Origin of the sequence: Rhizobium sp. BG4, from assembly GCF_016864575.1 — a bacterium.
GTDB lineage: Bacteria > Pseudomonadota > Alphaproteobacteria > Rhizobiales > Rhizobiaceae > Rhizobium.
Genome location: NZ_CP044126.1, coordinates 846348 through 864429, shown reverse-complemented (window position 1 = coordinate 864429; position 18082 = coordinate 846348). Strand labels below are relative to the sequence as shown.

Below are 18082 nucleotides of genomic sequence, written 5' to 3'. Positions count from 1 at the left end.
AGTCCACCGGCGCCGGCTGGCGTCTGCGGTCGTTAAAATTCAGTCCGGCCGGAGCCGGTCGAGTGCCCTTTCGAACGCCGCTTCTCCGCGGCGCGCGATGTCTGTGATGCGTCCATCCTCGATCACGGCGATCAGATCGGCGATCGCCGCCTCACGGCGGATGTGGCTGGCGATGACCACGGCGCGGCCGTCTGCCCGTTCGGCAAGGCGGTCCATGACGTCGCGGGCAGTATCGCCATCCAGACCCTCCGTCGGCTCGTCGAGCAGCCAGAGGGATGCGTTGCGGAGAAACAGCCGCGCAAGCGCCAGACGGCGCGATTGGCCGCCAGACAGGCCAAGCCCGCCTTCTCCGAGTTTGGTGTCGAGCCCCTTCGGCAGGGCGTCGATTGTCGTAAGCAGCCCGGCGGCGTCGAGTGCGTCGCGCAGCTGGCTCTCGTTTGCCGATGGGTCGGCGATCAGAAGATTGCCGCGGATGCTGTCGGCGAAGAGTTCGGTGCGCTGCGTCAGCAGCGTCGAATCGGTAATCGCGGCAGTTCCGCTCTGCGGCCGCAACTCGCCTGCGAGCAGCGCCAGGAATGATGACTTTCCGGCCCCGCTGGCGCCGATGAGAGCAAGCTTCTCATTGGCTTTGAGGGTAAGCGATAGCTTACTTATCGCGAGCCTCTCGGCGCCGTCGTGAGCGGCTGCAACATCCGTCAGCGCAAAGGCGATGCCGGGTGCTGGTGCGGCGTGTTCACTCACCCGGTCCGGAGCCGTAAGGCGGCCGCCGACGCGGCGCGCCGCGATCAGCGTCCGTCCAAGCTCGATGGCGCCGCGGCGCAGAGCGGCGAAGGGTTCTATGGCGGCGAAGGCGACCAGCATGCCGAGGGCTGCGACCGGCGCCCCGATGGCGCCTGCGCCCGCCAGCGCGGCGACCGCGAGCAGCGATCCCCCGAGAAGCAGCGAGGAGGTCAGGCCGAAGCCGAGTGCGACGCCAGTTTCGATGCGGTTCAGACGATCGTCGGCTGCCGATGTATAGATGTCGGCGGTGGCCACTGCGGCGCATTGCGCGTCCAGACGCCCGGCCATCAGCAAGTCCGTCTGGCCGGCGACGAGATCGATGACGCGGCCGCGGACTGCCTCGACGCCATGCGTGCGGCGGCGTGCGGATTTTGCAGCGGCGCGGCCGGCGGCATAGGGGATGCCAAGACCGGCGAGCAGCAGGAGCAGCCCTGTCGAGGCGCCAAGCAGCGGGTGGATCAGGCCGAGCGCGACGCTTGCCGCGATCGCGGCGCAGATCGCGACGGCGGCGGGAACGAGGACGCGCAGATAGAGCCCGTCGAGCGCATCGATGTCGGCGGTCAGCCGGAACAGAAGACTTGAAGGCCGGGCTGCGAGATGGCGCGCCGCGCCGCCCTTCGCCCAACCGCGAAACAGGCGTTCGCGCAGAGCGGCCAGCACCGAAAGCGTCGCGTCATGCGTCGTCATCCGCTCGCCATAACGCGAGAAGGTGCGCCCGATCGCCAGCAGGCGGATACCTGCCGACGGTGCGAAAACGTCGAAGGTGACGGCGGTGGCGACAGAGAGACCGGCAATCGAGGCGGCGGTGATGAACCAGCCGGAGAGGCCGAGAAGCGCGATACCGGCCAGAACCGTCAGCGCCGACATCAGCGCGCCGATCAGCAGCCCGCGGCGCCGCTCGGCAAGAAACAGGGCGACAACGGGTTTGAGGTCGCTGAGACGCGTGCTCATTCCGCAGCCTCCTGAAGGTTTTCCGCGCCGATGGCGATCACCCGCTGCATGCGGGCGGCAAGCCGCGGATCGTGGGTGGCGACGACAAGCGTCTTGCCCTTGGCGAGATGGATCAGGCTGTCGGTGATATCGGCCGCTGTGGCGGCATCGAGATGCGCAGTCGGCTCATCGGCCAGGATGATGCTGATATCGGGGTTGCAGGCCGCGCGGGCGATCGCGAGCCGCAGCGCTTCCCCACCCGAAAGCCCAAGGCCGCCTTCGCCGAGCGGACGTTTGCCGTATGCGGCGGCAACCTGCTCGAGCCTGGCCGCATGAAGCGCGTCATCGGCCTTGGTACCTGCGCGGCCGAGCGTGATGTTGCCCGCGAGCGAACCGGCAAAGATATGCGGCTTCTGGCCGATCCAGGCGATATGGCGGCGCCAGTCCCCGGCCTCGCCGAGCGGCAGGCCGCCGATGCGGACAGTACCTTCCGAAACCGGAGCAAGCCCGGCGATCAGCGCAAGCACGGTCGATTTGCCGCTGCCGCTGGCGCCGAGCAGCGCGACATGCTCGCCCTGCATGATGCGACAGCTGAACGCGTCGATCGCCAGCGGCTTGTCGGCGGCATAGCGGAAACCGGCATCGTCAAGTTCGATATCGAAACGCGCCGCCTGTTGGCCGTCTGCTTCCTTGACGATATCCAGGCCACCGGTTGCAATTCCATCCAGTGCAGCGAGCGCCGCTTCGCCGCTGGCGCGGTCGTGCCAGACGGACGAGAGGTCCCGCAGCGGCTCGAAAAAGGCCGGAGCAAGCAAAAGCAGGAAGAGGCCGGTCGTCAGGTCAAGGCCGCCGCTCCAGGCGCCGAAAGTGATTTCGCCGAGCAGGCTGAAGCCGACATAGACTGCGAGCAGGGCCACGCCGAGTGCTGCAAAGAGCTCGAGCACGGCGGAGGAGAGGAAGGCGATCCTGAGGACTGCCATCGTCCGGGTCTTCAAGTCGTCGGCATCGGCGCGCAGGCGCGTCGCCGTCTGATCGACGGCGCCGAGCGCGCGGATCGTCGTCAACCCGCGCAAACGGTCGAGCAGGAAGCCGTTCAGCCCGCCGGTCGCGGCCAGCTGCTTTTCGCTGGCGGCCTGGGCACGCCAGCCGATCAGGGCCATGAAGACCGGGATCAGCGGCATGGCGATCAGCAGGATGAGCGCCGCAATCCAGGAAATCGGAAAGATGCAGACAAGCATCACCAGCGGCACAGCCGTCGCCTTGAAGCGGGCCGGTTGGAAGCGGGCGATATAGGGCACGATCAGTTCGGCCTGTTCGCCGATGACGCTCGCCGCTTCGCCGGATGCGGGCCGCGAGGGATCGACAGGCGAGCGGCGCGCAAGCGCCGCAACAGCGGCCGCGCGGCGTCTGCTGAGTTCGGCGCGGGCCGCCTTGAACGCCAGGCGGCCGCCTGCCGCCTCGAGACAGCTCTTGGTAATGCCGAGGATGACGATGAAGATTGCAGGCCAGAGAACAGCGTCGAGCCCGCCGCCATTGGCGATACGGCCGACGGAAAGAGCGATGAGGGCGGCCTGCGGAATAAACAGCAGGGCGCCCGCGGTCTGCAGCAGCGCGGCAGCCCTGGATCCCGGCCTGTTTTTGGCAACGCGGCTTCTGCGACGGCCGCGCCCTTGCGCGCCCGGTTCTGGCTCGTCATTCGCGTCTAAGAAAGCACTCCCCATAGCGCTAACTCTTGTTCGCAGGACGGCGGCCGCGGCCGAGCGAAATCACCCGGTCCTTGGCTTCCAGAAGCTTCGTAACTTTTGCCCCCAGAGATAGTAATGTTGCGAGACGTTCGGTTTCAAGTTGTTTTACGTCTTCATACCAATGCGTCAGCTGTTCGATTAGCCCGTGCATCTCGCCCATGCGCTGCTGTGCATATTGCTCATGCTCGCTTGCAGGCTTCTGCATGAGGATTTCCCGTAGCACCGAAAGGGTTGGATCGACCTCGCGCTTCTTCCGCTCCTCGGCGAGCGTGCGCAGGATCAGCCAGACGTCGTCGGGCGTCGAGAAGAAGTCGCGCCGGTCATCGGGCTTGTGTTTCATCAGCACGAGGTTCCAGGCCTGCAACTCGCGCAGGCTCATCGATACGTTCGAGCGTGAGATGCCGAGCGCATCGACGATCTCCTCGGCGCAGAGCGGCTCCGGCGAGACGTAGAGCAGGGCGTAGATCTGGCCTACGGTGCGGTTGATGCCCCAGCGGGAGCCCATTTCACCGAAATGCAGGACGAAGGATTGGACAAGCGGCGGAAGGTTCATGACGGTTGTTTCCGTAATGTCTGTGATTTCAGAAATTTCTGAAATCACTATATTCTCGTTTTCGCGCTGCACAATCGGCGATCGCCGTCTGCGGCAATTTGGTCAGTACCGCATGAGCTCGGTGCGACCCACCCAAACAATCGTTTAGGCGCAGCAATGATGTCTCGCTCTGTTGCAGAGGAGCCCCGCCGCCATTAAGACGGTGAGGGGTTTCACATCTGGATATTCTCACATGTTCGATATTCTCTGGCGCGGCATCGTGATCGGCATCGGCGCGACTGTTCTCATGGACATCTGGGCGATCGTGCTCAATCGCTTCTTCGGGCAGGCGCCGGCCAACTGGGCGCCGGTCGGGCGCTGGTTCTATCATCTGAAGAACGGCAAGGTTTTCCACGACAGCATCGGCAATGCCGCACCTTACGAGCATGAGCTGGCGCTCGGCTGGATCAGCCATTACGTCACCGGCATCGTTTATGGCCTGGTGCTGGCAATCGTCATGGGGCAGCCCTGGCTGGCGGCGCCGACCTTCATTCCGGCGTGGATTCTCGGTATCGTCACTGTCGGCGCCGGCTGGTTCCTCCTCCAGCCCGGCCTCGGCATCGGCTGGGCGGCGTCGAAGACGGCGAACCCGAACAAAGTGCGCGTCATGAACCTGATTGCCCATACGGTGTTTGCGCTCGGGCTTTACGGAACGGCGCTGCTGATCCGTTGAGGCGGGAGACCGCAATGAGAGAGATCTTCGTCATCGGCATCGGGACCGGCAATCCCGATCACGTCACCATTCAGGCGATCAACGCCATGAAGGGCGCCGATTGCGTCTTCATCCCCACCAAGGGAGCGAAGAAGGAGGAGCTCGCGACCGTGCGCCGCGAGATCTGCGAGCGCTACCTCGACACTGGTAAGACGAAGACGATCGAATTCGCCGTTCCCCAGCGCGAGATCGAGGGCCGGAGCTACACCGGGAGCGTCGACGAGTGGCACGCGGCAATCGCCGCGACCTATGCCGGGCTGATCGCCGGATTGAAGCCGGATGAAAAGGCGGCGTTCCTCGTGTGGGGCGATCCCAGCCTCTATGATAGCACGCTGCGGATTCTGGAGCGCATCCGGGGCGAAGTCGAGTTCTCGGTATCGGTCATTCCCGGGATTACCAGCATCCAGGCATTGGCGGCGAGCCACCGGATTCCGGTCAATCTCGTCGGCAAGCCGGTGGAGATCACCACCGGGCGGCGGCTCGCAGAGACGGGTCTGCAAGCCGACAGCACCGTCGTCATGCTCGACGGCATCCAGGCATTCTCGAAGATCGACGATCCCGATGCCGAGATCTTCTGGGGCGCCTATCTTGGTACCGAAGACGAGATCACCCATTCCGGCCGCCTCGGCGACGTCGCCGATGACATCGTGAAGATGCGGGCCGAAGCCCGCGAGCGGCATGGCTGGATCATGGATATCTACCTGCTGCGCAAGGGCCGCGATTTCCAGGAATAGCCGCCTTTGCCGAGCGTGCCGTCATCCTGTAAGGACAGGGCATGAAAGGTTCAGCCATGGCCGCGGCCACTGACAGACAGATCAAGACGGGCGATCATTGCGTACCGGGCCTGCGCCGCGGCGCCTGCCCGACGCTTGCCGCACCGATGCCGACAGGCGACGGATTGCTGGTGCGCCTGCGCCCTGCCGGCGGCGCACTGACTGTGGGGCAATTGCGGGCGCTCGCTGTCTCCGCACTGGCGCATGGCAACGGCATCCTCGAGATCACGGCGCGCGGCAATCTGCAGGTCCGTGGCTTGCGGGCAGAGAGCGTCGAGGCTCTGGCGGCCGATATCGATACCGCCGGTATCATTGTCCCGGCCAATCCGGCCATCGAGCTTTCGCCGCTGCATGGTCTCGATCCGGCCGAGGTGGCGGATCCATCCGCTTTCGAGCAGATGCTGCGCGGACACCTGCACGAGACGCTCGCGTCGCCCCTGCTGGCGCCGAAACTGGCGATCCTCGTCGATGGCCGCGGGCATTTTTGCCTTGACGACATGAGCGCCGATATCCGCATCGTGGCGGTCGATGACACGCGCTGGATGGTGGCGATCGCAGGGACGGCGAAAACCGCGCATCCGCTTTTCTGCGGCGATGCCGGAGAGGCCGTTGCCGCCGTTGGCCGCGTTCTCGATCTGTTGCTTGCCAGAGGCAAGCACAGCCGGGCGAGGGAGCTTGATGATCAAGCACTGGCAAAGGCCTTCCCCCAATCTATCGCCCCCCTGTCGTTCTCTATCTCCTCAAAGCCACAACCCGGCACATTGACGCTTTCCACACAAAAGGCCGCGCTCGGTCTCCGCCCGCAATTCGGCCAGATGCAGTCGAGCGAGTTGATCGCGTTTCTTGCCAATCTCGATGTGTCAGCGGAGATCCGGCTCGCGCCCGATCGCCAGTTTCTGGTCACCGGCCTGTCCCCCTCGGAGGCGGAACGCCTGACGATGATCGCCGGCGGCTACGGCCTGAGCGCCGATCCGCACGATCCTGCAGCCAATATCGCCGCCTGTGCCGGTGCCGGTTTCTGCATGTCGGGCTTCTATGAAACACGGCGGCTCGCCGCCCGGATTATCGAGCATGCGCCTGAATTGCTGGACGGCTCGCTGACCGTCCATCTCTCCGGCTGCGCCAAGGGCTGCGCCCATCCACCACCAGCGCTGACGCTCGTGGGATCGGCCGACGGCTACGGATTTTCGCTTGAAGGCAAGGCCGGTGACGCGCCTGACGCAACGATTGCTGGCGGCGGGATCGAATCCGCTATAGAGAAGCTCGCCCAGCTTGCCGGACCGCAGCGTCAGGCTGGTGAATCGGCGGCCGCCTGTCTGAAACGGCTTGGCGCCGCAACGATCGCGAAAGCGCTGCGACAGGACTAGGGATGCCAGACTACGATTACATCCGCGAAGGCGACGCCATCTACGAGCGCTCCTTTGCGATCATCCGCAGCGAAGCCGATCTTTCGCGCTTCTCGCCTGAAGCGGCCGATGTCGCCGTGCGCATGATCCATGCCTGCGGTCTTGTCGAGGCTGCTGCTCACTTCGAATTCGCTCCCGGTGTCGTCACGGCGGCGCGTGAGGCGCTGAAATCGGGCGCGCCTGTTTTCTGCGATGCCGAGATGGTCTCGCATGGCATCACCCGCGCACGGCTCCCGGCCGGAAATGACGTGATCTGCACGCTGCGCGATCCGCGCACGCCCGAGCTCGCCAAGGCGAAGGGCAATACACGCTCTGCGGCGGCAATCGAGCTCTGGCGCGAGCGGCTGGCCGGCAGCGTCGTGGCTATCGGCAATGCGCCGACCGCGCTCTTCTATCTGCTCGAACTGCTGCGCGATGGTGGTCCCAAGCCTGCGGCGATCCTCGGCATGCCCGTCGGCTTTGTCGGCGCGGCGGAATCCAAGGATGCTCTGGCGGAGAATTCCTACGGCGTTCCCTATGCCATCGTCCGCGGCCGCCTCGGCGGCAGCGCGATGACGGCGGCCGCGGTCAATGCACTTGCGAGGCCGGGTCTATGAGTACGCAAGGCCGTCTGATCGGCGTCGGCACCGGCCCGGGTGATCCTGAGCTTCTGACCATCAAGGCAGCGAAGGCGATCGAGAACGCCGAGGTCATCGCGTTCTTCGCCAAGCAGGGGCGCAGCGGCAATGGCCGCGCCATCGTCCAGCATCTGATTTCTGACCGCGCCGAGCTGCTGCCGCTCTATTATCCGGTGACGACGGAGATCGATAAGGGCGAAATGGCCTATCAGAGCCAGATCACCGGTTTCTACGATGCGTCGGCCGCTGCGGTTGCTGCGCATCTCGACGCCGGAAAGACGGTCGCGATCCTCAGCGAGGGCGATCCGATGTTCTACGGTTCCTACATGCATCTGCATGTCCGTCTTGCGCATCGCTATCCGACCGAAGTCATCCCAGGCATCAGCGCCATGTCCGGCTGCTGGTCGGTTGCGGGAATGCCGATCGTCCAAGGGGACGACGTGCTCTCCGTGCTGCCGGGCACGATGGCGGAAGCCGAGCTGACCCGCCGGCTGGCGGATACCCAGGCGGCCGTGATCATGAAGGTTGGCCGCAATCTGCCGAAGATCCGCCGGGCGCTGGAAGGCGCGGGACGCCTGAAGGAGGCCGTCTATGTCGAGCGCGGCACGATGGCGAATGCGGCGATGATCAAGCTCGCCGAGCGGCCGGATGGCGATGCGCCTTATTTCTCGCTGGTGCTCGTTCCCGGCTGGGAGGCGAGCCGATGAGCGGCACGCTCTATGTCATCGGCACCGGCCCGGGCAATCCCGACCAGATGACGCCGGAAGCGGCGCGCGCCGTTTCCGCGTCGACCGATTTCTTCGGCTACGGCCCCTATCTCGACCGGATCGATTTTCAGCCATACCAGAGCCGTCATGCCTCCGATAATCGCGAGGAACTGGACCGTGCCAATGCGGCGCTGAAGATGGCTGCCGAAGGACGCACTGTCTGCGTCGTCTCCGGCGGCGATCCCGGCGTCTTTGCCATGGCGGCGGCGATCTGCGAGGCGATTGACAAGGGACCTGCCGGATGGCGCGGTGTCGATCTCGTCGTGCTGCCCGGCATCACGGCGATGCTCGCGGTTGCCGCCCGCACCGGCGCGCCGCTGGGCCACGATTTCTGCGCCATTTCGCTGTCGGACAATCTGAAGCCCTGGGATGTGATCGAGAAGCGGCTGGCCCTTGCAGCGCAGGCGGGTTTCGTCATCGCGCTCTATAATCCGATCAGCAAGGCAAGGCCCTGGCAGCTCGGCCGTGCCTTCGAGCTTTTGCGCAATGAATTGCCGGGCGCGACGCCCGTCATCTTCGGCCGTGCCGCTGGCCGTCAGGACGAGCGCATCACGGTACAGCCGCTGGAGACGGCCGATGCCGCCGTTGCGGATATGGCGACCTGTGTCATCATCGGCTCGCCGGAAACCCGCATCGTGGCGCGGGATGGCAAGCCGGATCTGATCTATACGCCGCGTTTCATCGCCGGAGGGACGAGGTGATCGATCGCCGCCAGAGCGTCCTCGACAGTCTCGACCGTTTTCATGGCGGGCGCCACGGCGCGGCCGATCATGAAAACCTCGATGCCGAGCATGCGCGCCGCTTCGATCTTAGCATAAGTGGCGTCGCCGCCGCTGTTCTTGGCGATCACGGCGTCGATGCGATGGTCCCGCAGGAGCGACAGCTCGGCATCCAGCGCGAAGGGGCCGCGGTCGAGAATGAAAACAGCATGATCGAGCTTCAATGGCGGCGTGACGGGATCGACACTGCGGACCAGATAGAAATTCTGCGGAGCCGCCTCTGCCGCATGCGCCTCCTGCCGGCCGGTCGCCAGGAAGACGCGGCGCGGCGCAGCTCCAAGTGCCTCTATCGCTTCGGGAATGGTCGCGGCATGCGTCCAGCGGTCGCCGTGTTCCTCGCTCCAGAGCGGGCGGCGCAAGGCGATGGACCGAATGCCGGTCATTTCTGCAGCCTCCGCGGCATTCGCGGAAATTCTGGCGGCAAAGGGATGCGTGGCATCGACGAGCAGGTCAAATTCGCCTTCGCGAAGGAAACGCGAAAGTCCTTCGACGCCGCCGAAACCACCAATCCTCACGGAAACCGGCTGTTCGGACGGTTTTTCCGTACGTCCGGCAAGCGACAGCAGGATATCTGCGTCGGAGCGCTTCCGCAGCGCGGCCGCCAGCTGGCGCGCCTCGCTCGTGCCGCCCAGTATCAGAACGCGGAATTCTGCCATGTCTGATCTGCCGTCCCGATCCGAAAAAACCTGGCTGACCATTATCGGCATCGGTGAAGATGGTCCAGACGGTCTCGGCGAAGAGGCGCGACGGCTGATTGCTTCGGCCCCGGTCGTGTTCGGCGGCGCCCGGCATCATGCGCTGCTCGATCGTCTCATTTCGGGCGAGCGGCTGATATGGCAAAGCCCGTTCGAGACGTCGGTGGATGACATCGTTTCCCGTCGCGGCACGCCTGTCGTGGTTCTCGCCTCCGGCGATCCCTTCCTCTATGGCGTCGGCGCCACGCTCTCGCGGCGGATCGCGGCGGACGAGATGCGCACGATTCCGGCTCCCTCGGCCTTCAGCCTCGCCGCCTCGCGCCTCGGCTGGCCGCTGCAGGACACTGCAACTATATCGCTGCACGGGCGCCCGACAGAACTGATCATGCCGCACCTGCATGATGGACGGCGCATCATTGCGCTGACATCGGATGAGAAGGGACCGGCGGAACTCGCCAGGCTGCTGACCAACTACGGTTTTGGCCGTTCGCGCCTGACGGTACTGGAGGCACTGGGCGGCGAGCGCGAGAAGGTTCGCTCAGCGCTCGCGGCGGAGTTCGCGCTCGGCGCTATCGATCCGCTCAATGTCTGCGCCGTCGAAGTCGTTGCTGACGAAAAGGCCCGCATCCTGCCCTTCACCAATGGTCTGGACGACGGGTTCTTCGAGCATGACGGGCAGATCACCAAGCGCGAAATCCGTGCTCTGACGCTGTCGGCGCTGTCGCCGCGCTATGGCGAGTTGCTTTGGGATATCGGCGCAGGCTCCGGCTCCATCGGCATCGAATGGATGCTCTGCGACCCCTCGCTGAAGGCGATCGCCATCGAGCAATCGCCGGAGCGCGCCGCGCGCATCGCCCGCAATGCAACCGCTCTCGGTGTGCCAAGCCTCGCACTGGTCGAAGGCACCGCGCCCTCGGCGTTCCGCGATCTCGCGCAGCCGGACGCGATCTTCATCGGCGGTGGCGGCAGCGAGCCCGGCGTACTCGAGGCGGCTATCGCCGCGCTCAAGCCGGGCGGGCGTCTCGTCGCCAATGCCGTGACGCTGGAAATGGAAGCGCTGCTGCTTTCCGAATATGCCAAGCGCGGCGGAACGCTGACGCGCCTCGAAGTTTCCCGTGCCGCCCCCGTCGGCACGATGAGCGGCTGGCGGCCGGCAATGCCGGTGACGCAATGGCGCTGGATCAAGGACCTGACATGACCGTACATTTCATCGGCGCCGGCCCGGGCGCTGCCGACCTCATCACCGTTCGCGGCCGCGATCTGATCGCGAAGTGCCAGGTCTGCCTCTATGCCGGCTCGATCGTTTCGCCGGAGCTCCTGCAATATTGCCCGCCGGGCGCCCGCATCGTCGATACCGCGCCGATGTCGCTCGATGAGATCGAAGCCGAGTACCTGAAGGCCGCCAATGCCGGTCAGGATGTGGCGCGGCTGCATTCCGGCGATCTCTCGGTCTGGAGCGCGGTCGCCGAGCAGATCCGCCGCCTCGAAAAGCATGGCATCGATTTTACCATGACCCCCGGCGTTCCGGCCTTTGCAGCCGCGGCCTCGGCGCTCGGTCGCGAACTGACGATCCCGGCCGTGGCGCAGAGCCTGGTGCTGACCCGTGTTTCCGGCCGGGCATCGCCGATGCCGAATGAAGAGACGCTGGAGAAATTCGGCGCGACCGGCTCGACGCTTGCCATTCATCTGGCGATCCATGCGCTCGGCCAGGTGGTCAGCGAGCTGACGCCGCTTTACGGCGCTGACTGCCCGGTTGCCATCGTCGTCAAGGCCTCGTGGCCGGATGAGCGGATCGTCCGCGGCACGCTCGGTGATATCGAGGCGAAGGTTGCCGCAGAACCGATCGAACGGACCGCGATCATCTTCGTCGGTCCGTCCCTTGCTGCCAGCGATTTCCGCGAAAGCTCGCTTTACGATCCTGCCTATCAGCGCCGCTTCCGCGGCCGCGAATAGCTCAGATCGCCGAAGAGAGATAATCCATGCTCTGGCGCAGCGCCGCTGCCGGATCTTTCAGCGCATGGACTTCGGCCGAGAACGGCTCGAAGGAGGCGGGACCCTTGTAGCCCGCCTGCAGCAGCGCGCGCACTTGGCCGGCATTGTCGAGGCGGTCGGCTGACGTGACGAGAACGCGGTGCGGGTCACGCATATCAGAGACGGAAACGTCCTTGTCGTCGACGCCGGAAATGTGGATCAGGCCGGTCATATCAGGGAAGATCGCGGCCTCGCCGGCGAGATGGTGGTGGAACGTGTCGTGGACGAGCTTGAATGTGCCTTCAGCGCCGAGTTCACGGATCGCATCGGCCGCTTCCGTCTTGGAGCTCAGCGAGCAGATTTCGAACCCGAGTGGCTCGACCAGACCGGTGATGCCGGCAGCATCGAGCATCGGCTTCAGGGCGGTCAGCGACTGACGCAGATTGGCTTGGCGCGCGCCGTCTTCACGGCCGGTGCCGTCGTTCTTCGGAACCAGCACCAGCGCCTTGGCGCCGCAGGCGGCGGCGTAGTCGATCAGTTCCTTGGCTTCGGCGGCGCGGGTCTCGTTCCACTCGTTGAAACGCTGCAGGGCGTTGATCGAGATAATCGTCACGCCATGGCGCTCGGCGGCCGCCTTGATCTCCGCCGGCTTGGTGCCGTCGAGGATCGCGTTGCCGCTGAGGTCGTTGCGGATTTCGACGGAGTCGATGCCGAGCGACTTTGCGAGCGCGAAGAAGCTGTCAATCTTCAGTGCGGGCGCTGCCATGTGGTTCAGCGCGTAGCGAACAGATGCCATTTCAAAAGTCCTCCCAAGGGCGCTCCGGTCCTGGAGCGCAAATCTAGCCCGGGGAATCTCTATCCGAAAATTGCAAAGGCGACAGCAGGCAGACGCCTGTCCATCCTATCATCCGTGACAGATTTTTGTGATGAATGATGGAAATCCATCATTCTAGATATTCTCCGGAATATAGATTTCGAACGGCAGGAAGGTCTGGCCGGGAACTGCCGCCTCACCGTTGCCGATGGCGGCGATCATCTGGGCGACCAGCTCGCGGCAGATCGCCGGCAGCGGGGTGCTGAGTGCCATGGTCACCGTTCCGTCCATCAGCGCGGCCTTGCTCTCTGGCACCAGCTCATTGACGATCAGGGCGACCTCGCCGGTGCGTTTCTCCTCCTGGATCGCAGCGATCGCCCCCTCCATGCCGCCACCGCAGACATAGAGGCCGACGAGATCAGGGTGTTTCTGCAGCAGCGTCGACGTCGCCTCATGGGTGATCTCCACGGTGTCGAGATTGATGAGCGTTTCCAGCACATCGAAATCCGGCGCTTCCTCGCGGAAATAGGAACGGAAGCCGACTTCGCGCAGCTCATGCCCATGGAAGCGATGGCTACCGACGAAACAGGCGACCTTGCCGGGCTTGCGGGCCGTGCGGGCGATCGTCCAGGCCGCGGAACGGCCGACCTTTCGGTTATCGAGGCCGATATAGCCGGCGCGCGTTCCCTCGGCGAAATCCGACAGCACGGAAAAGACCGGGATGCCCTTGTGTTTCAGCTCTTCCACGGCTGCGGTGACGGCCGGATAATCCGGGGCCACCATGGCCACCGCCTGGTTGCGGGCCGTCAGCGTCCGGAGCTTCTCGGTAATGGCGGCAGGCGTGGAGGCCGCCGGATAATCGATCTGGATCTGCAGACGCGCGGTGGTGCAGGCCGCCGCCGCAATCTCGATTTCGCGGCTAAAGGCCTGGTAGAAGGATTGCATCGGCTTCTGCAGCAGGAAGGCCAGCTGATAGCGCGGCAGATCCTCGAAGACGCGCTGCCGGATCAGGCCGACAGCGTGGTAGCCGATCGATTGCGCCGCGTCATAGACACGCCGCGCCGTTTCCTCGCGCACCTTATGGCGCCCGTTGAGCACGCGGTCGACAGTCGCCACACTGACGCCGGACGCATGGGCAAGGTCTGATATCGTCGGTCGGCGCATGACGGTTCCTGATATAATCCATCACAGATGAAAGCCACATGTGATGGTTTTTGATAGAATATATCAAGACTGCATTGAGCCCTGGGCAAAGTCAACTTAACCTTCATATCAGCCAGGGATTGGCGGGAGGCAAAGATGACCGAGACGATGAAACGCGACTACAGCCTGCTGGGGGAGAGCAGCCGCCGGGCGGTTGAGACCGGGCTTGCGGCAGCGCAATGGTATCACACCGACGTAGCGCGCAAGGAGATGAAGGCGCTGATGCAGCGCTCGGATGCGCCTGCGATCCGCGACACGATCATCTGGCTCGGCAGCATGCTGGTTTTCGCCGGTCTCGGTATCTATTTCTGGGGTTCGTGGATCTGCGTTCCGTTCTTCCTCGCCTATGGTGTTCTCTACGGCTCGGCGTCCGATAGCCGCTGGCACGAATGCGGCCACGGCACGGCCTTCAAGACGCGCTGGATGAACGATGCCGTCTATCAGATCGCCTGCTTCATGATCATGCGCAACCCGGTGACCTGGCGCTGGAGCCATACCCGTCATCACACGGACACCGTCATTGTCGGCCGCGATCCGGAAATTGCCGTCATGCGCCCGCCGGACCTCTTCCGGCTGATCCTCAATTTCTTCGGCATCCTCGATGCCGGCTATGCTGTGATCGACATGCTGCGCAACGCCTCCGGCGTCGTCAGCGAGGCCGAGAAGACCTTCATTCCCGAGATGGAGCAGCCAAAGACGATCCGCGTCGCCCGCATCTGGCTGGCGATCTATGTCGCGACCATCGCGCTAGCGATCTATATGGGCTCGTTCCTGCCGCTGATGTTGATCGGCCTGCCGCGCCTCTACGGCGCCTGGCACCATGTCATGACCGGCCTGCTGCAGCATGGCGGCCTCGCCGACAACGTCATCGACCACCGGCTGAACAGCCGCACGGTCTACATGAACCCGATCAGCCGCTTCATCTACTGGAACATGAACTACCACGTCGAGCATCACATGTTCCCGATGGTGCCGTACCATGCGCTGCCGCAGCTGCATGCGATGATCAAGCACGACCTTCCGGCGCCGAACCCGTCGATGTGGTCGGGCTACAAGGAAATGATCCCGGCTTTTCTTCGCCAGTTGCGAAACGAGGACTATTTCCTGAAGCGCGAACTGCCGCAGACGGCGCGGCCGTATCGCGAGGAGTTCCACGCCGAGCTCGCCCCGGCGGCTCAGTAAGACCAACGATAATTCTGGGAGGAAGATATGAGCGGAAACTGGATCGAAGTCTGCGCCAAGGATGATATCGACGAAGAGGATGTCATGCGCTTTGACCATGACGGCAAGACCTTCGCCGTCTATCGCAGCCCCGACGATGAATTCTTCGCAACCGACGGGCTCTGCACCCACGAGCGCATCCATCTCGCCGATGGCCTGGTGATGGAAGACATCATCGAATGTCCGAAACATAACGGCCGCTTCAACTACAAAACCGGCGAGGCCAAGGGCGCACCCGTCTGCGTCAACCTGAAGACCTATCCGGTCAAGGTCGAAGGCGGCTCTGTCTTCATCTCCATCTGAGGAGGCTTCCATGTCTCACTTCGTCATTATCGGGGCCGGCGAATGCGGCGCCCGGGCCGCCTTTGCTTTGCGTGAAAAGGGCTTTGACGGCGAGATCACCCTTGTCGGCACCGAGACGCTGTTGCCTTACGAGCGCCCGCCTTTGTCGAAAGCGAGCATCAGCGAAGCCCTCGAGCCGAAGCTGATTGCCGCCTCCGAGCGCTATGCGGAAGTTGGCATCCGCCTGATGACCGGCGTATCGGCAAAGAGCCTCGATGCGGAAGCCAAGCGCGTCGTTCTCTCCGATGGCTCGGTCCTCTCCTATGACAAGCTGCTGCTTGCAACGGGCGCCAGCCCGCGTGCCTTTCCGGGTGCACCGGCCGTCAGCGCCCGGATTCGGGCATTGCGCACGCATCACGACGCCGTTTCGCTCCGCGATGTCATGAAGCCCGGCAGGCACATCGCCATCATCGGCGGTGGCTTTATCGGCCTCGAGGTAGCCGCCACCGCGATCAAGCTCGGCGCCCGCGTCACCCTCGTCGAGGGGCTGGAACGCGTCCTGAAACGCGGCGTTCCGGAGGAGATCGCGCTGGCGCTTTCCGAGCGTCATCGCGGCGAAGGCATCGATCTGCGCTGCGGCGCCGCCATCGAGGCCGTCGGCGAAGAGACCGGCCACGCCTTCATCAAGATTGCCAGCGAGAGGCTGGAGGCCGATCTTATCCTGGTCGGAATTGGCGCGCAGCCGAATGTGGAATTGGCGCAAGCCGCAGGCCTGGCGATCGAGAACGGCATCGCCGTCGACGGGCATTTGCAGACCTCATCGCCGGACATTTATGCCGCCGGGGACTGCTGCTCTTTTCCCCTTGAAATTTACGGCGGTAAACGCGTGCGGCTTGAGTCGTGGCGCAATGCCCAGGAGCAGGGCAACCTCGCCGCGGCCAACATGATGGGCGCGAACGAGGCCGTTTCGGCCGTTCCGTGGTTCTGGTCGGATCAATATGACCTGACGCTGCAGATCGCCGGGCTTGCCGATGGAGCCGTCACGCATCTGCGGCGCGACCTCGGCGATGGCGCCTTCATCCTCTTCCATCTCGATGGCAAGGGACGGTTGCTGGCCGCAAGCGGCATCGGCACCGGCAATGCCGTCGCCCGCGATATCCGCCTTGCGGAAATGCTGATCGCCGCGCGTGCCCATCCCGATCCGGCGGCGCTGACCGCCAGCAATGTCAAACTGAAGTCGCTGCTCGCGGCGTGAACGGAGAACAAGATGAAGAAGCATAGCCGGCCGACCGTTGCCGACCTCCTATCGATAAAAGGTAAGCGTCAGCTTACGATGCTGCGCGTCACCACGCTTGAGGAGGCGGAAGCCGCGGAAAAGGCGAAGATCGACATGGTCTCCGTTCCCCCGGCGCTGCTCGGCCCGGTTTTCCGTGAGGCGGCGCCGAGCCCGTTTGCCGTTCCCGGCCTTGAATATGGCGATTATGTCAGCGCCGAGGAATATCTGCGCGAAGCCTTCAAGGCGCTGAAAGCCGGCGGTGACGCCGTCTATTGCGCTGCGGGTCTCTCGACCATCCGCCGCATGCGCGAAGAGGGCATTCCGGTCTGCGGCCATGTCGGCCTCATCCCTTCCAAGGCGACCTGGACCGGCGGTTTCCGCGCTGTCGGCAAGACGGCCGCCAGCGCCTTCGAAATCTGGCGGCAGACCAAGGCGCTGGAGGAGGCAGGCGCCTTCGCAGCCGAGATTGAAGTGGTCCCCGGCGAAGTCGCCGCAGCGATCAGCCAGAACACCTCGATGCTGATGATCTCGATGGGCGCCGGTACCGGCTGCGATGCGCAATATCTCTTCGCCGACGACGTGCTCGGCGCCAACCGCGATCACTACCCGCGCCACGCCAAGGTCTACCGCAACTTCGCCGCCGAATATGACCGGCTGCAGCGCGAACGGATCGCTGCCTTCACCGAATTCGCCGATGACGTGAAAAACGGCGCCTATCCCGAAAAGCGGCATCTCGTCGGCATCGACGAGGAGCAGCTGAAGCTGTTCCTGCAGCGGCTGAGGAGCGAACTGGATCAGGCTTAAGGCTATCCACCATGGGCGAATTGCGCCACGAGTTCGTGGCTGTCGCCCGGGTAGGTGAGCTTCACATGGGTGACATGCACATCGCCGCTCTGCGTCTTGCGCTCGATCACCAGGCAGGCGCTGCCCGCCGGGATAGCCAGCGCTGCGGCGATATCGGCCTTGGCAGGTTCGGCGCGGATGCGGTGTTCGGCTGAACTCCAGGGCACCTTGCCGAGCAGCCATGTGCCGGGCGGGCTATCCTTGAAGGGCTCCTCGGCAGCCTCGGGAACGGCGGAAAGATTGATTAGGCGCTGTTCGTGGCAGAAGGGGCGGTCGCCGGCAAAGTGATCGCAAACGATGTCGAGCACCGATGTCCCTGCCTCGAGGTTGAGGCGCGTGCTGTCCTCACGCTTCACGCGGCGGACCTTCAGGCTGGCGATCGTGTAGCGGTAGGGGAGGCCGAGGGCCTGCACCTCGCGCCGGAGATCGTGGATTTCCATCACGGCCGATTGCGCATGCGGGAAGCGGACATAGGTGCCCGCCTTGCGCCGCCGCTCGATCAGCCCGCGCTTGACGAGATCGGTCAGCGCCTTGTTCACCGTCATTCGAGAGCAGCCATATTGCACAGTCAGCTCGTGTTCGAAGGGAATGCGATGGCCGGGCGGCCATTCTCCGGAAAGAATGCTGCGCTCGACGTCGTTCTGGATGCGAAGGTGAAGCGGCATGTCCCCCATGG

General features: G+C 64.3%; 19 protein-coding genes. 12 read left to right on the top strand and 7 right to left on the bottom strand.

The features are described 5' to 3' along the window. Window positions 1-39: 39 nt before the first annotated feature. The 3 genes from F2982_RS24155 to F2982_RS24145 are packed head-to-tail and all read right to left on the bottom strand — an operon-like array spanning window position 40 to window position 4008. Window positions 40-1731, bottom strand: a complete 1692-nt coding sequence (locus F2982_RS24155; protein WP_203430172.1) for an ATP-binding cassette domain-containing protein — start codon at window positions 1729-1731, stop codon at window positions 40-42. After that, on the bottom strand, window positions 1728-3431 hold the full coding sequence (cydD, locus tag F2982_RS24150) for a thiol reductant ABC exporter subunit CydD (RefSeq protein ID WP_203430171.1): 1704 nt from the start codon (window positions 3429-3431) through the stop codon (window positions 1728-1730). Before cydD ends, F2982_RS24155 begins: the two co-directional genes overlap by 4 nt. Window positions 3432-3435: 4 nt before the next feature. Further along, on the bottom strand, window positions 3436-4008 hold the full coding sequence (locus tag F2982_RS24145; protein ID WP_130280189.1) for a GbsR/MarR family transcriptional regulator: 573 nt from the start codon (window positions 4006-4008) through the stop codon (window positions 3436-3438). A 232-nt stretch (window positions 4009-4240) separates the two neighbouring features. Here F2982_RS24145 and F2982_RS24140 point away from each other — a divergent pair, with 232 nt between their 5' ends. From F2982_RS24140 to F2982_RS24115, 6 genes are read left to right on the top strand one after another with little or no spacing between them, the layout of a single operon-like run. Then, a complete protein-coding gene (locus tag F2982_RS24140; protein WP_203430170.1) occupies window positions 4241-4720 on the top strand; it encodes a DUF2938 domain-containing protein in 480 nt (159 codons plus the stop codon). 14 nt (window positions 4721-4734) lie between these two features. Further along, window positions 4735-5493, top strand: coding sequence for a precorrin-6A synthase (deacetylating) (gene cobF, locus F2982_RS24135; protein ID WP_203430169.1), 759 nt, complete (start codon window positions 4735-4737; stop codon window positions 5491-5493). Between the two features lie 41 nt (window positions 5494-5534). Continuing rightward, entirely contained in the window at window positions 5535-6899 is a 1365-nt protein-coding gene (gene cobG, locus F2982_RS24130) for a precorrin-3B synthase (RefSeq protein ID WP_246777577.1), read from the top strand. Window positions 6900-6901: 2 nt separating this feature from the next. Then, entirely contained in the window at window positions 6902-7534 is a 633-nt protein-coding gene (locus F2982_RS24125; protein ID WP_203430168.1) for a precorrin-8X methylmutase, read from the top strand. Beyond that, window positions 7531-8262, top strand: coding sequence for a precorrin-2 C(20)-methyltransferase (locus tag F2982_RS24120; protein ID WP_203430167.1), 732 nt, complete (start codon window positions 7531-7533; stop codon window positions 8260-8262). The genes F2982_RS24125 and F2982_RS24120 overlap by 4 nt, the downstream gene beginning before the upstream one ends. Further along, entirely contained in the window at window positions 8259-9023 is a 765-nt protein-coding gene (locus tag F2982_RS24115; protein WP_203430166.1) for a precorrin-3B C(17)-methyltransferase, read from the top strand. Before F2982_RS24120 ends, F2982_RS24115 begins: the two co-directional genes overlap by 4 nt. On the opposite strand, the gene F2982_RS24110 is transcribed toward F2982_RS24115, so the two are convergent. Next, on the bottom strand, window positions 8987-9757 hold the full coding sequence (locus F2982_RS24110) for a cobalt-precorrin-6A reductase (protein WP_203430165.1): 771 nt from the start codon (window positions 9755-9757) through the stop codon (window positions 8987-8989). The two genes, F2982_RS24115 and F2982_RS24110, sit on opposite strands and share 37 nt — an antisense overlap. Here F2982_RS24110 and cbiE point away from each other — a divergent pair. Together cbiE and cobM are read left to right on the top strand one after the other, a co-directional pair. Then, window positions 9756-10994 carry a precorrin-6y C5,15-methyltransferase (decarboxylating) subunit CbiE gene (gene cbiE / locus F2982_RS24105; protein ID WP_203430164.1) on the top strand — a complete coding sequence of 413 codons (1239 nt, stop codon included), beginning with the start codon at window positions 9756-9758 and terminating at the stop codon, window positions 10992-10994. The genes F2982_RS24110 and cbiE overlap by 2 nt on opposite strands. Then, complete coding sequence (gene cobM / locus F2982_RS24100; RefSeq protein WP_203430163.1) at window positions 10991-11749, top strand: precorrin-4 C(11)-methyltransferase; 759 nt, start codon at window positions 10991-10993, stop codon at window positions 11747-11749. Before cbiE ends, cobM begins: the two co-directional genes overlap by 4 nt. A 1-nt stretch (window position 11750) precedes the next feature. On the opposite strand, the gene F2982_RS24095 is transcribed toward cobM, so the two are convergent. Both F2982_RS24095 and F2982_RS24090 read right to left on the bottom strand, forming a co-directional pair. Beyond that, window positions 11751-12563: a TIM barrel protein gene (locus tag F2982_RS24095; RefSeq protein ID WP_203430162.1), complete on the bottom strand. Its 813-nt coding sequence runs from the start codon at window positions 12561-12563 to the stop codon at window positions 11751-11753. A 153-nt stretch (window positions 12564-12716) separates the two neighbouring features. After that, a complete protein-coding gene (locus tag F2982_RS24090; RefSeq protein WP_203430161.1) occupies window positions 12717-13745 on the bottom strand; it encodes a LacI family DNA-binding transcriptional regulator in 1029 nt (342 codons plus the stop codon). Window positions 13746-13880: 135 nt separating this feature from the next. Here F2982_RS24090 and F2982_RS24085 point away from each other — a divergent pair, with 135 nt between their 5' ends. The 4 genes from F2982_RS24085 to F2982_RS24070 are packed head-to-tail and all read left to right on the top strand — an operon-like array spanning window position 13881 to window position 17367. After that, a complete protein-coding gene (locus tag F2982_RS24085) occupies window positions 13881-14966 on the top strand; it encodes a fatty acid desaturase family protein (protein ID WP_203430160.1) in 1086 nt (361 codons plus the stop codon). Window positions 14967-14993: 27 nt separating this feature from the next. Continuing rightward, entirely contained in the window at window positions 14994-15308 is a 315-nt protein-coding gene (locus F2982_RS24080) for a MocE family 2Fe-2S type ferredoxin (protein WP_130280165.1), read from the top strand. A gap of 10 nt (window positions 15309-15318) precedes the next feature. Continuing rightward, entirely contained in the window at window positions 15319-16542 is a 1224-nt protein-coding gene (locus F2982_RS24075) for an FAD-dependent oxidoreductase (RefSeq protein WP_203430159.1), read from the top strand. A gap of 12 nt (window positions 16543-16554) precedes the next feature. Beyond that, window positions 16555-17367, top strand: a complete 813-nt coding sequence (locus tag F2982_RS24070) for a 3-methyl-2-oxobutanoate hydroxymethyltransferase (RefSeq protein WP_203430158.1) — start codon at window positions 16555-16557, stop codon at window positions 17365-17367. 2 nt (window positions 17368-17369) lie between these two features. On the opposite strand, the gene hutC is transcribed toward F2982_RS24070, so the two are convergent. Then, window positions 17370-18071 carry a histidine utilization repressor gene (gene hutC, locus F2982_RS24065; RefSeq protein WP_203431164.1) on the bottom strand — a complete coding sequence of 234 codons (702 nt, stop codon included), beginning with the start codon at window positions 18069-18071 and terminating at the stop codon, window positions 17370-17372. Between the last annotated feature and the right edge of the window lie 11 nt (window positions 18072-18082).